This window comes from Streptomyces sp. CA-135486 (genome assembly GCF_050936555.1).
In the GTDB taxonomy this organism is placed as follows: domain Bacteria; phylum Actinomycetota; class Actinomycetes; order Streptomycetales; family Streptomycetaceae; genus Streptomyces.
This window is the reverse complement of record NZ_JBNJMM010000002.1, coordinates 1777100-1789584: the sequence shown is the minus strand read 5'-3', so window position 1 is coordinate 1789584 and position 12485 is coordinate 1777100. Positions and strand designations below refer to the sequence as shown.

The 12485-nt window shown below is 70.5% G+C and carries 12 protein-coding genes; 3 read left to right on the top strand and 9 right to left on the bottom strand.

Annotated elements, in window-relative coordinates:
• Positions 1 to 20: 20 nt before the first annotated feature.
• Positions 21 to 767, top strand: a complete 747-nt coding sequence (fabG, locus tag ACQEVG_RS27580; protein WP_432988632.1) for a 3-oxoacyl-ACP reductase FabG — start codon at positions 21 to 23, stop codon at positions 765 to 767.
• A gap of 108 nt (positions 768 to 875) precedes the next feature.
• Here fabG and ACQEVG_RS27575 read toward each other — a convergent pair whose 3' ends face one another.
• The 6 genes from ACQEVG_RS27575 to ACQEVG_RS27550 form a co-directional block, all read right to left on the bottom strand.
• Positions 876 to 1469: an RNA polymerase sigma factor gene (locus tag ACQEVG_RS27575; protein WP_432988630.1), complete on the bottom strand. Its 594-nt coding sequence runs from the start codon at positions 1467 to 1469 to the stop codon at positions 876 to 878.
• An 80-nt stretch (positions 1470 to 1549) separates the two neighbouring features.
• Positions 1550 to 2713 carry a beta-ketoacyl synthase N-terminal-like domain-containing protein gene (locus ACQEVG_RS27570; RefSeq protein ID WP_432988628.1) on the bottom strand — a complete coding sequence of 388 codons (1164 nt, stop codon included), beginning with the start codon at positions 2711 to 2713 and terminating at the stop codon, positions 1550 to 1552.
• Positions 2710 to 3933, bottom strand: coding sequence for a beta-ketoacyl-[acyl-carrier-protein] synthase family protein (locus ACQEVG_RS27565; RefSeq protein WP_432988626.1), 1224 nt, complete (start codon positions 3931 to 3933; stop codon positions 2710 to 2712). Before ACQEVG_RS27565 ends, ACQEVG_RS27570 begins: the two co-directional genes overlap by 4 nt.
• Entirely contained in the window at positions 3926 to 4207 is a 282-nt protein-coding gene (locus ACQEVG_RS27560; protein WP_432988624.1) for an acyl carrier protein, read from the bottom strand. The genes ACQEVG_RS27565 and ACQEVG_RS27560 overlap by 8 nt, the downstream gene beginning before the upstream one ends.
• A gap of 52 nt (positions 4208 to 4259) precedes the next feature.
• On the bottom strand, positions 4260 to 5540 hold the full coding sequence (locus ACQEVG_RS27555; RefSeq protein WP_432988622.1) for an NAD(P)/FAD-dependent oxidoreductase: 1281 nt from the start codon (positions 5538 to 5540) through the stop codon (positions 4260 to 4262).
• The gene (locus tag ACQEVG_RS27550; RefSeq protein ID WP_432988620.1) at positions 5537 to 6403 is read right to left on the bottom strand and encodes an alpha/beta fold hydrolase; all 867 of its coding nucleotides are present in this window, start codon (positions 6401 to 6403) and stop codon (positions 5537 to 5539) included. Before ACQEVG_RS27550 ends, ACQEVG_RS27555 begins: the two co-directional genes overlap by 4 nt.
• 212 nt (positions 6404 to 6615) lie before the next feature.
• Here ACQEVG_RS27550 and ACQEVG_RS27545 point away from each other — a divergent pair, with 212 nt between their 5' ends.
• A complete protein-coding gene (locus ACQEVG_RS27545; RefSeq protein WP_432988618.1) occupies positions 6616 to 7419 on the top strand; it encodes an AfsR/SARP family transcriptional regulator in 804 nt (267 codons plus the stop codon).
• Positions 7420 to 7427: 8 nt separating this feature from the next.
• Positions 7428 to 8069 (top strand): ScbR family autoregulator-binding transcription factor, encoded by a 642-nt coding sequence (locus tag ACQEVG_RS27540; RefSeq protein WP_432988616.1) that lies wholly within the window; start codon positions 7428 to 7430, stop codon positions 8067 to 8069.
• A gap of 120 nt (positions 8070 to 8189) precedes the next feature.
• Here the strand turns inward: ACQEVG_RS27540 and ACQEVG_RS27535 are convergent, their stop codons facing one another.
• The 3 genes from ACQEVG_RS27535 to ACQEVG_RS27525 all read right to left on the bottom strand — a co-directional run bounded on the left by ACQEVG_RS27535 (position 8190) and on the right by ACQEVG_RS27525 (position 12468).
• On the bottom strand, positions 8190 to 8399 hold the full coding sequence (locus ACQEVG_RS27535; protein WP_432988614.1) for an acyl-CoA carboxylase subunit epsilon: 210 nt from the start codon (positions 8397 to 8399) through the stop codon (positions 8190 to 8192).
• Positions 8400 to 8426: 27 nt separating this feature from the next.
• Positions 8427 to 10034, bottom strand: coding sequence for an acyl-CoA carboxylase subunit beta (locus tag ACQEVG_RS27530; protein WP_432988612.1), 1608 nt, complete (start codon positions 10032 to 10034; stop codon positions 8427 to 8429).
• A gap of 154 nt (positions 10035 to 10188) precedes the next feature.
• Positions 10189 to 12468 carry a polysaccharide lyase 8 family protein gene (locus tag ACQEVG_RS27525; protein WP_432992941.1) on the bottom strand — a complete coding sequence of 760 codons (2280 nt, stop codon included), beginning with the start codon at positions 12466 to 12468 and terminating at the stop codon, positions 10189 to 10191.
• Between the last annotated feature and the right edge of the window lie 17 nt (positions 12469 to 12485).

Here is a 12485-nt window from a genome sequence, read left to right as displayed (position 1 = left end):
CCCGAGAGGAGACCACCACCATGTCGGAGCGCATCCGCCGTGCCGTCATCGTCACCGGAGGCTCGCGCGGCATAGGCCGCGCGACCGCCGTCCAGCTCGCCTCCGAGGGCTACGACATCGCGTTCTGCGGCCGCACCGAATCGGCCGCGTCCGAGGAGACCGCCGCGATGGTCGAAGAGCTCGGAGCCGCGTGCTTCCACCAGCCGTGCGACGTGGCCGACCACCAGTCGGTCGAGGCGTTCGTCAAGGGCGCCGAGGAGGCGCTCGGGCCGGTGTACGGCCTCGTCAACTCCGCGGGGATCGTCCGGGACAGTCATCTGGTGATGATGGCGCCGGCGGACTGGGCCACCGTCATCGACACCAATCTCACCGGCACGTTCAACTTCTGTCGCACCGTCGGCTTCTCCATGCTGAAGCGGAAGACCGGTGTCATCGTCAACATGTCCTCGGTGGCGGGCGTCTACGGCCACGCCACCCAGGCCAACTACGCGGCGTCCAAGGGCGGGGTGAACAGCCTGAGCCGTACGCTCGCCAAGGAGCTGGCCCGGCACGGCATCCGAGTCAACGCGGTCGCCCCCGGCTTCATCGAGACCGACATGACCGACGGGCTCGGCGAGAAGGCCCGCAAGGAGGCGCTCGCCTCCGTCCCGCTGCGCCGGTTCGGCACCGCACAGGAGGTCGCGGACCTGGCCTCCTTCCTGCTGTCGGACAAGGCCGGCTACATCACCGGGCAGGTCTTCCAGGTGGACGGCGGCATCGCGCTGTAGGCCGCCGTGCGGCATGCGTATGCCCCTGCCTCGTCCGAAGAGGCAGGGGCATACGAAGCGGCGAGCGGGCCTGTCCGGCCGTCGGGCCCGGGACTTTCCACAACAGGCCTATCCCGCCTGCAGAAGCTGCTCCTCCAGCCTGCGCAGCGCACGGCCGCGCAGCGGGCCGACCGAACCGCGGGCGATCCCGAGCCGCCGGCTGACCTCGTCGTAGCTCGGCGCCGGGTCGGCGCTGAGCAGGGTGAGCAGCTCACGGTCCCTGGAGGGGAGTTCGCGCAGCGCGCGGACCACTTCGGTGCGCCGCTCATGGGTGAGTACGGCGTCCTCGGGTCCCCCCTCCACCGCGGTCGGACGGTCGAGTACGCCCCCGTCACCCACGGGTACGTAACGTCCGCTGCGTGCCAGCTGCTTGAGGCTCTCGCGCCGGGCGCAGGTGGTGAGCCAGGCGGGGAAGCGGTCGCGCGCGTACAGCTTGTGGAGGTTCTGGCAGGTCCTCAGCCAGGTGAGCTGGTAGACCTCTTCGCAGTCCTGGGCGCTCAGCCGGTGCGAGCGGGCGATCAGCCACACCCGCGGCGAGTACCGCTCGACCAGTGCGTCCCACGCGTCCGGCTCTCCCGCCAGACACGCGGTGACCAGGGCGCCGGGACCGGGTTCGGAAGGTACGGCCGCCGGGGCGGCCGGTGTCGTCATCAGCGGGGACATGCCCCATCCCTTCGGTAAGAACGGCGACCGGCCGGGGCGGACATCCCAGCCCCGGCCGGCCCCTCACTGCCTCGGTCGCGTCAGCCGGTCGCGCCGGCGGCCCCGGACTCCAGGACCACACAGCCGACGGCGCCGTCCTGGCCCACCGCGGTCACCAGTGCGATCTCGCCGGCCGGTACGCCCTCGGCCTGCCACACACCGAGGAGTGCGGCCATCTGGAGCGCGCCCGAAGCGCTGAAGCACTCCCCGACGACCTCCTTGACCCGTACCGTCCGGGCCGGGACGCGGCCGTCGAGCGCGAAGCCGACCCCGCGCTCCTCGATGCGCTCCACGGCGCGCTGCCCCGTGGATCCGAGGGAGACCGCGCCGACGGCGGATGCGTCGGTGCCGCTGCGGCGCAGGGCCGCGCCGATCACCTCGGCGAGCGCGCCCGCGAGGCTGCCGCCGCCGGCGAAGCCGACCTGAGCGGCGAGCACCCGGGCGAGCACGGGCCGCCCCGAGGCGGCCGCTGCCGCCTCCGGTTCGACCATGAGCACCGCGGCTCCCTCGCCCACGGCCGCGTCCGTGTCCAGCGCTCCGGAGCGGTGCCAGGCCCAGGCGCTCTGGGGACAGAACTCCTCCACGCCGCCGACCAGCAGCCGGTCGGCATGGCCCTGGCGCAGGGCGTTGCGGGCGTAGCGGATCGCCTGAACGCCGGAGAGCTGACCGCCCGCCAGTGTGGCGTTGACTCCGTGCAGACCGTTGCGGATGGCGATCTGCCCGGCGGCGCAGTTCATCACCGTGTGCGGGAACAGGCTCGGGTTGACGAGGTACGGCGGGTCCTTGCGCAGGGTCTCCAGGGAATACCCGCTGGAGCTGCTGATACTTCCCGTACTGGTGCCGAGCACCACGCCCGCGCGCTCTCCTGCCGGGCCCCCGAAGGAGTCGAGTGCCAGCCGGCAGGCGATCAGGGAGAGGGTCGTCGTGCGGTCGAGGTTGCGGGTGCCCTTGCGGCCGATGAGCTCGGCGACCGGCAGCTCGGGTGCGGTCCGCACGGGACGCGGCGGGAGTCCCTCCTCTCCGGTCCCGGAGCCGGCCCCGGCTCCGGAGTCGGCGGTGAGGCCCGGCGTGCCGGACTGTACGGCCCGGCCCAGCGGCCCGAGTCCGATACCGGCCGGGGTCACTGCGGCGGCACCGGTCACGGCGAGCGGGGCGACGGGTACGGGTGCGCCCGCAGCGGCCCGCTCGGTGACGGCGGCGGTCATGCGACCCTCCCCAGGATGGTGATGGCGTTGTTGCCCCCGAACGCGAAGCCGTGGTTCTGCACCACTTCCAGGGGGGCGGGCCTGGCCCGGCCGGGTACCGGATCGACGCCGGGACCGAGCTCGGGGTCGACGTTCGACAGGTTGGCGGTGGGCGGCAGGAAGCCCTCGTACAGCGCCTGGCAGCAGACCAGCGCGCCGAATCCGCTGGCGGCGCCCATGGTGTGCCCGATCATCGACTTGACGGAGCTGATCGGCGGCAGGTTGTCGCCGAACACCTCGCGGGCGGCGGCGACTTCGGTGGCGTCGTTGGTCCGGGTGCCGGTGCCGTGGGCGCAGATGTACCCGATCTGCTCGGGGGTGACCCCGGCGCTGCGATGCGCGGCGCGGATGCAGTCTGCGATGGAGTTCGGGTCGGGGTGGACCATGTGCTCGGCGTCGCAGTTGACGCTGTAGCCGAGCACCTCGGCGTACATCCGCGCGCCGCGTGCGACGGCACGGTCGTACGGTTCGAGGAGCAGCGCGACCCCGCCTTCGGCGGTCAGGATCCCGGAGCGGTCCGCGTCGAAGGGCCGGCAGACGTCCTCGGCGAGGGCGCCCAGCCGGTAGAAGCCGGCGTGGGCCCAGCGGTTGATCGAGTCGGCCCCGCCGGCGAGCATGTACTCGGCTTCGCCGGCCGCCACCATGTCGTAGGCGTATCCGAGGGCGTAGTTGCTGGCGGAGCAGGCGGTGGCGAGCGTCAAAGCCTCGCCGTTCAGACCGAGTTCACGGTTGACGGCGGCCCCGATACGGCTGGCGGGCACAGACCCGACCAGCTCCGGGGAGAGCGCCTTGAGCGAGTCCGCGGCCCATTCGCCGACGAGCTGCTCGATGACGGCCGACTCACCGCTCGTGGTGCCCATCACCGATCCGGCCCCGGCGGCCGCGATGATCTCCGCCTCCAGGCCCGCGTCCTCGACGGCCAGCCGGGCGGCCGCGGCGGCGAACTGGCTGCTGCGCCCCCAGTGTTCGGGGTCCAGCCGGCGCAGCCACCGCTTGGGGTCGAAATCGTGCACTTCGCCCGCGTGCACATGCGGGAAGCCGGTGGTGTCGAAGCTGCGGATCTCGGAGGTGGTGCGCCGGCCCTCCCGTATCGCCGCGGTGAACTCGGCGACACCGATGCCCGCGCTGCTCACCGCACCCAGTCCGGTGACGACGACGCGTCGTCCGGTCGGCTCAGTCATGGAGGGCACCACCGGCGTTGCGGGCCACGACCGTGCGGACGGCCGCGAGGTGGGTCATCTCGATGAGCTGGTCCTGCGGAATGACGACGCCGAGGTCGCTCTCGATGCGCGCGAGGATCTCGATGGCGAGCAGCGAGTCCGCTTCGTGGTCCTCGATGAAGCGGCTGGTGTCGGTGAGCTCCTCGTCCTCGAGTTCCAGGACCTCGAGAACGATCGCGCGGAGCGTGAGCGCCTGCTCTTCGGTGATGGCGACGGTGGTCTCGGTGGTGGTCATGCTGCTGTCCTTCGGTCGTTGAGTGTGGGGAAGGAAGGAGAGGAAGGGGTGATCAGGCACGGACGCGGGGCAGATGCACCGGGGCGGGGGCCGGGCCGCCGCGGTGGCGGAGGTTGACCACGGACGCCTTGGCCAGCGCGAGCGGGTTGAGGAACCGCAGCGGGCCGATCAGCCGGGAGGCGAACAGGTGCATGTGCCGGGCGACCGCCTCGTCCCGGGCCGCGGCCGAGAACATCAGCCGCTCGAAGGGGTTGAACGGCCGGGCCGACGCGTAGTCGGCGGCGAGGTGCTGGTGCCCGCCGAGTCCGCGCTTGTGCCGCTTGGCGTACTGGGCGAGCGCCTGGTCGAGGTCGCCGCGGCCGGCCGCCGCTCCCGCGGCCTCCTGGGCCAGCCACTGGGCGGACTGGAGCGCCCAGCCGCAGCCCACGCCCCACAGCGGGTCGCTGGTCAGGGCGGCGTCGCCGATCAGGGCGACACCCGGGGCGATGGGAGTGCGGGAGTGCAGCGGGTAGTTGACCGTTCCGGTGATCTTGGTGATGCGGTCGGCGGAGTCGATGTCGGGGCCGCCGGGCAGGTTCCGTACGAAGTCGTAGTAGCTGCCTTCGAGGTCTTCGCGGAAGGCCGGGAGCCGCTTCTTGTCGGGAATGACCGCGACGACGGTGACGCCGTCGTCGTTCGGCATGGCGTACGCGACATCGGGCTCCAGGAACCAGCAGTGGCTGATGCCGTCCCGCAGGGGCATGTCGCGGAAGTGTGCGAAGTAGCTGAACCTGGCGTTCTCGTGCGTCTTCTCGCGCACCCCGGCCTGCTTGGCCACCGGGGAGTCCTTGCCGTCGGCGCCGATCACCAGCCGGGCGCGCAGTTCACGCTCGCCGTCGGCCGTCTTGGCCTGGACGCCCACCGTGCGGTTGCCGTCCTTGAGCAGGCCCACCACGCTGTGCCCGAGGAGCAGTTCGACGCCCGGGGTGCGCTGCGCGTGCGAGCGCAGCATCGGGTCCAGGACGCTGCGGCGGATGTTGTACGCGTACGGCAGCACCTCGCCCGCGTGCTCGGCGCGCGGCTCGATCCAGCCCCAACGCGTGAACCAGCGTGCCTCGTTGCGTACCGCCCCGGCCTTTTCGAGCTCCGGGATCAGGCCGAGATCGTCGAGCACCGGGTAGGCGCAGGGCTGCAGATAGTGGGTGCAGAGCACCTTGTGGGCCGCGGGGTCGGTGCGGCGTTCGAGCAGGGCGACCCGCACGCCGCGGCGGGCGAGGAGCACCGCCGCCGTGCAGCCCGCGACGCTCGCGCCGCTGATGATGACGTCGTAGTCCAGGTCGGTGGTCCCGGTCATGCGCCGATCGCCTCCAATTCGGTGGGGGCCTGACCGAGACCGGCGAGGAAGCCGTCGATGCGGGCGGCCACCTCCTGCGATTGCTCCGTCTGGCAGAAGTGAGTGAGGTCCGGTGACTGGTGCACCCGCAGATCCGTCATCCGGGCCCGCAGTTCGTCGACCGCGGCCGGCGGCGCGGCCTGGTCCCCGGTGCCGCCGATGAAGAGCACGGGGACGTCCACCCGGCCCGGGTCGAGGGCGGCGGTGCGCACCAACTGGGCGTAGAACTGCAGGAATCCCTGGGGTTCCACCCGCTCGCGGATCTTCCTGGCCATGATGTCGAGCAGGTCCTCGGGGAGCGTCGCCGCGCGCGGGCCGATCTGTACCCGCATGCCGTCCGCCAGGACGCGTCGGAAGCGCGCGAGCGCCTCGGCGTAGAAGGCGGGGTCGGCCGGATCGTCGTGTGGGCGGTAGACGGGAGCCACCAGGACGGCAGGCACCGAGGCCGCCGCGGACCGGAGCGCCAGTGACTCGAGCAGCGTGGTGGCGCCGAAGGAATGGGCCACCACGGCGTCGGGCGGCACGGGCAGTCCGGTGAGGGCGCGTTCCAGCCAGGCTGCCGGGGAGCCGTGGTGGCCCCAGGTGTGCGCGGAACCGGCCCTCCAGGGCAGTTCGAGCGCGTAGAGATGGAGTCCGGACCACAGGTGTGCCGCGAGCGGCAGCCAGCTGTCCCAGTTCTCCTCGAAGCCGTGGACGAGGGCGATGCGCGGGGCGCCGGGGTGGGGTCCGGGCCGTTCCCACAGGCGGAGCGTCGCCCCGGCCGACGAGTCGTCGGCGGTCAGCGACCAGCCTGCGGGTGGCCTGGTTTCCCGGCTCTGCAACATCACAGCCATCCCTCCTTCACTGTCTGGTTTCTGCTTCTTGACCGGGACAGTAGGGAGTGACAGGGCCAGGCCGTGAGGTTTGTAAAGGCGGCCTCCAGATCCGGTCCAGTTATGCTCAAGCCAAAGCCCCTGGCACTGAACCGCGTTGACAAACCGACCGCCGGATTTTTATGGTCAGTGAGGAGTGACTAACGACTAACTGGGGGAAGTCGATGAAGATCTCTGTACTGGGCTCTTTCGAGGTCCGAATACCGGCGGGGGACATCACACCGACCGCCGTCAAACAAGCCAAACTCTTCGCGCTGCTGGCCCTTCATCGCGGCAAGACCGTCTCCAACGACGAGGTGATCACGGAGCTCTGGGCCGGGAACGCTCCGCGCAGCGCCGGCGCCACCGTCCACACCTACGTCCGCAAGCTGCGCGACGTGATCGCCAGGTCCGCACCTCACACCGACCCGAAGAAGCTCCTGCTGACCCGGCCGGGCGGCTACATGCTCGACCTGGAGACGGGGGCGGTGGACTCCGAACGGTTCGAGCTGCTGGCCCAACAGGGGTACCGCGCACACGAGTCCGGCAAGGAGGCGATCGCCTCCGACCGCTTCCGGGAGGCTCTCGCCCTCTGGCGCGGCCCCGCTCTCGCCGACCTGGGCGCGGGTCCGCTGCTGGAGATCCGCCGGCTGGAACTCGAGGAACGCCGCCGTTCGGTGCTCGACCGCTGCATCGACGCCGAGCTGAAGCTGGGCCGGCACTACGAGCTGCTGGGCGAACTGGTCGCGTACGTCGCCGAGAACCGCACCCACGAGCAGCTGCACGCCCAGCTCATGGTGGCGCTCTACCGTGCGGGCCGGCGCGTCCAGGCGCTCGAGGTCTACCGCGAGCTGCGCAGAGAGATGGCGGTGAGGCTCGGCCTCGAGCCGTCGCCGCGCATCCAGGCCCTCCACCGGGCGATTCTGGCCGCCGACAAGCCTCTGCACGTCAGCACAGCGGGCCTGGCCACAGTGGCGAGGGCGAGTTAGGAACATCGATGCAACAGGAGAGGGCCGTCCGGACGAGGGAACGTCTGGTCCGTGCCGCCGCCAGGATCTTCGACGAGCAGGGTCTGGCGGCGGCGAGCGTCCAGGAGATCAGCCGGCTCGCCGGCGTCTCGAAGGGCGCGCTGTACTTCCACTTCGCCTCGAAGGAACATCTGGCGGACGCCGTCCGCGCAGCCTCGGGCCGCCGCTTGGCCAGTGCCGCGAGCGAACTGCTCGACCAGGGCGTGCCGCCGGTCCATGCACTGGTCCAGCTGTCCAGGCTGGCCGGAACCTGGCTGGCCGAGGACGTGACCGTGCGGGCGGCGGTCCGGCTGGTGCACGAACAGCAGGAACAAGCCAGGGCCCGGACGGTGCCGGACTTCTGCGACGAGCTCCGGGCCACGGCGTGGCGGCTGCTTCAACTGGCCGACGACCGCAAGGAACTGAGGGAGGGACTGCCACTCCACGGCTGCGCCGTACTGGTCACCGGATTATTGTTCGGCCTTGAACGATTGGCTCATTCCGATGGGTCGTACGAACGGCTTGCGGACTTTTCGGACGCTGCCTGGAATGTCCTGCTGCCCACACTGTCCACGGACCCCTGGCAGGCTTTGCCCATTATTGAGAAAAGCCCGGTTCCCTTTTGGGAGTGATGAGCGCACTCGAAATGCGACGCCGAATTCGGGTTACCGGCACGAAGAACCCGAAGGCCCCCGTACGCGCGATGAGTACGGGGGCCTTTCGTCGGGCGCGGGGCCGGGCGCGGGGCCGGGTCAGCCCTGCCAGCTGTGGGCCGTACGGAAGCCGCGCTGGCGCTCCAGGCGGCGCCAGCCGGCCGTGGAGCGGCCGAGGTGCGCAGCGGACGGGTCGGTCTGGGACGCGGCGCGGGCGAGCAGTACCGCGGTGATCGCGGCCAGCTCCTCGGGGTCGGCGTGACCCTTCTCGACGCGCAGCACGGAGGAGAACTCGGCGGGAGTGCTCATGGCTCAAAGGCTCCAGTCTTCGCAGGGTTACTGCGGGGGGTTGCCGTGCTTGCGCGACGGCAGGTCGGCGTGCTTGGTACGGAGCATGGCGAGGGATGCGATCAGCACCTCGCGCGTCTCGGCAGGGTCGATGACGTCGTCGACCAGGCCGCGCTCCGCGGCGTAGTAGGGGTGCATCAGCTCGGCCTTGTACTCCTTGACCATGCGCACGCGCATCGCCTCGGGGTCCTCGGCCTCCGCGATCTGCCTACGGAAGATGACATTGGCGGCACCTTCGGCGCCCATCACCGCGATCTCGTTGGTCGGCCAGGCGTACGTCAGGTCCGCACCGATGGACTGGGAGTCCATGACGATGTACGCACCGCCGTATGCCTTGCGCAGGATCAGCGAGATCCTCGGCACTGTCGCGTTGCAGTACGCGTACAGCAGCTTCGCGCCGTGCCGGATGATCCCACCATGCTCCTGGTCCACGCCGGGCAGGAAGCCGGGTACGTCCAGAAGAGTGATGATGGGGATGTTGAAAGCGTCGCACATCTGAACGAAGCGCGCCGCCTTCTCGGAGGCTTCGATGTCCAGAACACCGGCCAGGGACTGCGGTTGGTTGGCGACGATGCCCACCACCTGGCCGTCGAGCCGGGCGAGCGCACAGATGATGTTGCGGGCCCAGCGCTCGTGGATCTCGAGGTAGTCGCCCTCGTCGACGAGCTCCTCGATGACCTTGTGCATGTCGTACGGGCGGTTCCCGTCCGCCGGAACCAGGTCGAGGAGCATGTCGGAGCGCCGGTTCGCGGGGTCCTCGGCCGTGACGGTCGGCGGGTTCTCACGGTTGTTGGACGGCAGCATCGACAGGAGGTAGCGCACCTCGGCGATGCAGGTCTCCTCGTCGTCGTACGCGAAGTGCGCGACACCCGAGGTCTCCGCGTGGACGTCCGCGCCGCCGAGCCCGTTCTGCGTGATCTCCTCGCCGGTGACCGCCTTGACGACGTCCGGTCCGGTGATGAACATCTGCGAGGTCTCGCGGACCATGAAGACGAAGTCGGTCAGCGCGGGCGAGTACGCCGCACCGCCCGCGCACGGGCCGAGCATCACCGAGATCTGCGGGATGACACCGGAGGCGCGGGTGTTGCGCTGGAAGATGCCGCCGTACCCGGCGAGCGCCGAGACGCCCTCCTGGATACGCGCGCCCGCGCCGTCGTTCAGCGAGACCAGCGGCGCACCGGCCGAGATGGCCATGTCCATGATCTTGTGGATCTTGGTGGCGTGGGCCTCGCCCAGCGCACCGCCGAAGATCCGGAAGTCGTGCGCGTACACAAAGACCGTGCGGCCCTCGACCGTGCCCCAGCCGGTGATGACACCGTCCGTGTACGGCTTCTTGGTCTCCAGGCCGAAGCCGGTGGCCCGGTGCCTGCGCAGCTGCTCGACCTCCTTGAACGAACCCTCGTCCAGCAGCAGCTCGATGCGCTCGCGAGCGGTCAGCTTGCCCTTGGCGTGCTGCGCGTCGGTCGCCCGGTCACTTGGGCCGCGGCGAGCCTCCTCGCGCAGGGCGTGCAGCTCGGCCACACGTCCGCGCGCATCCGTCGGCCCACTGGTGGCCTCGCTGTCGGCCTCGCTGGTGGTCTCGTCCAAAACGGTCATGCATCGAGGCTACGGATCCGACCAAGAAAACCCTGCCGTCGACTCTGTACAGTCTCCGGACCGTTCTCCTGTTGCCATCGAACAGAACCATTTCGCACTGCAGCCCAACCGCCAGCTCAGGACCCCGAAGTTTTGTGGAGGTTCCACAAGGTGTTCACCCGAGAGCCACCTCACAGTGGTGGGTGCCTCCAAGAGTGCCGCCGGTGATCCGCAGCTGTAACGACCGTCCGGTGGCGAGCACGTCGATCGAAGCGTCCTTGCTGGTCACCCTGCGTACAGGGTGGCTCCAGGTGAGCTCCAGCGCCGCTCCAGTGCGGGTGGGGTCACTGATGTGGAGACGGGCCGTGCGGCGATTGCTCCGTACGAGGGCACTCAGGGGGGCCGTTGCAGTGAACGGGCCCACCGTACCGGGCTGCCAGAAGTTCGCCGCGGTCAGTCCCAGGGAGCGAACGGCGACGGCCTGACAGGCGGCGCTGTTGTCGAGGATGTCCAGCCAGCGGTGGTCGCACGCTCGCGCCGCGAGGGTGCGGCGCGAGGCCCCCGGCATCAGCAGATACGTGTACGACGCGCCCGCCGGATCCGTGCCGTGGTCCAGCCAGAGGGTCTGATAGCGACGGGTGACCCGCTCCGTGGAGCTGGTGGTGTTGATGTCGCTCCATGCGCCGGTGCGGTCCTCGCGCAGGGTGCGCAGCTCCTGTGTGCCGCCCGGGAAGACCCAGCCGCCGTGGCCCTCGAGGTGCGCCCAGCCGTGGCCGACGGTGAGCGCGTTCGTACCGCCCTCGCCGAGGTTGCGGTTGTCGACGACCGTCTCGACAGGCACTCCGTCGGTGCTCGCTATGCCCGCGCCGAGGCAGATGACCGTGTCCGCGACGCAGAACCACGACTTACGGGCCGTGAGGGTCGAGCCGAGGCCGAGCAGCTGCTGGCCGACGGCCGCGTACTCGCCGTCGCTCGCGCCGCCCACCCACTTCGCGGCGGGCTTGGGCTCGCCCCATTCGCCGCCCGCCCGGTCGGCAAGTCGCTTGGTCGACACGGTCGTTCCGGGCAGCCGGTAGAGGTCGACGGTGGGCCAGAACCAGTCGGTGTACTGGGCGCCGTTGTCCGGGGCCCACCAGTAGAGCATCCCGGCGCCGGTGTGCCAGCCGCGCGGATTCTCGCCGTTGCCGCACTCGTAGTACGCGATCCGCTCCGACGCCATGGAGATGTTGGCCGCCCAGCCGGGCCGGCGGTGCACGGCCCGGTCCATCGAGGAGAAGAGCTGATGGCCGACGGGCTCCGGCGCGGCGGGGACGGGTGCGGCGGCGACCGCGTGCAGCCGGGACAGATCGGCGACGCCGAACTGCCTGCCGCTGAGGATCGGGGTGACGGTGTCCCGCTCGATCCAGCCCTTGATCCGGGCCTGCCAGCGCTCACGTTCCGCGGTGGACGCTCCGCCCGCGAGCAGCACGATCGCGGCGATGAGACCCTGCCCGTGGAAGTGGTCGCTGCGCATGACCTTGCGCTCGTCGTTCCTCAGGTAACCGCGGCTGATGGCACGGCCGTTGACGCTGTCCATCATCAGCCCGTTGTAGATCAGGGGCGCGTAGGCGTGGTCGACACTGTCCAGGATGATCTGCCGTTTGGGGTCGGTCACGGCCCAGGCCGAGCCGGCGAGCAGCGCGAAGAGTCGGCCGAGCCCGTCGAGCATGACCTGTCCGTAGGTACCGGAGTAGGCGACCCAGGTGTGCTGGATGAACGAGCCGTCTGCGTAGAGGCCGTCGCCTTTGGTGACGTACGGGAAGACGGGCGAGAGGGCGTCCCGGGCGAGTGCGATCCTCTCGGGGGCCCTGCCGAGGACGCCGCGCAGGGCGACGGAGCGGCAGAGGTCGACCCGGTTGGCGCCGGTGGAGGTGCCGCTGTAGTCGCCGAGCATCGCGTCGGGGATGAAGTGGTCGACGGCGGCGAAGGCGGCCTCGCGCCGGTCCGCGGTGAGCTTGCCGTGGAGGACCGCGACGGTGTCCATGAGGAGACGAGGGCTGCCTATCTGCCACTCCCACCAGTTGCCGTAGCGGGTGGTGGAGGGGTTGTAGATCCTGACTGCGAGGTGGTCGAGGCCGCGGAGGATGTCGGCGAGCAGCCCGGCGTCGCCCGTGAGGCCGGTGCCCTCCTGCGCGTACGCCTGCGTCATGGTCCACAGGCGGCTGTAGCTCTGGGTGATCCCGGAGGGCGGATTGAAGGCGTAGCCGGGCCATAGCGAGGTGTCGGTGGGGGCCATGGAGGCGCGGAACCGGTCGGCCAGCCTGCCGGTCTCGGCGAGGCGTGCGGCATACGGCTCGGCGGCCGGGTCGTAGCCGGTGCCGAGGCTGATCTCCAGCCAGCGCAGCCGCAGGCTGTCGTACTCGTCGTCGGCCATCGCCGGACCGGGAGAACCGAGGGTGAAAGCGCTCGCTCCCATGTCTGCTCCGAGGATGG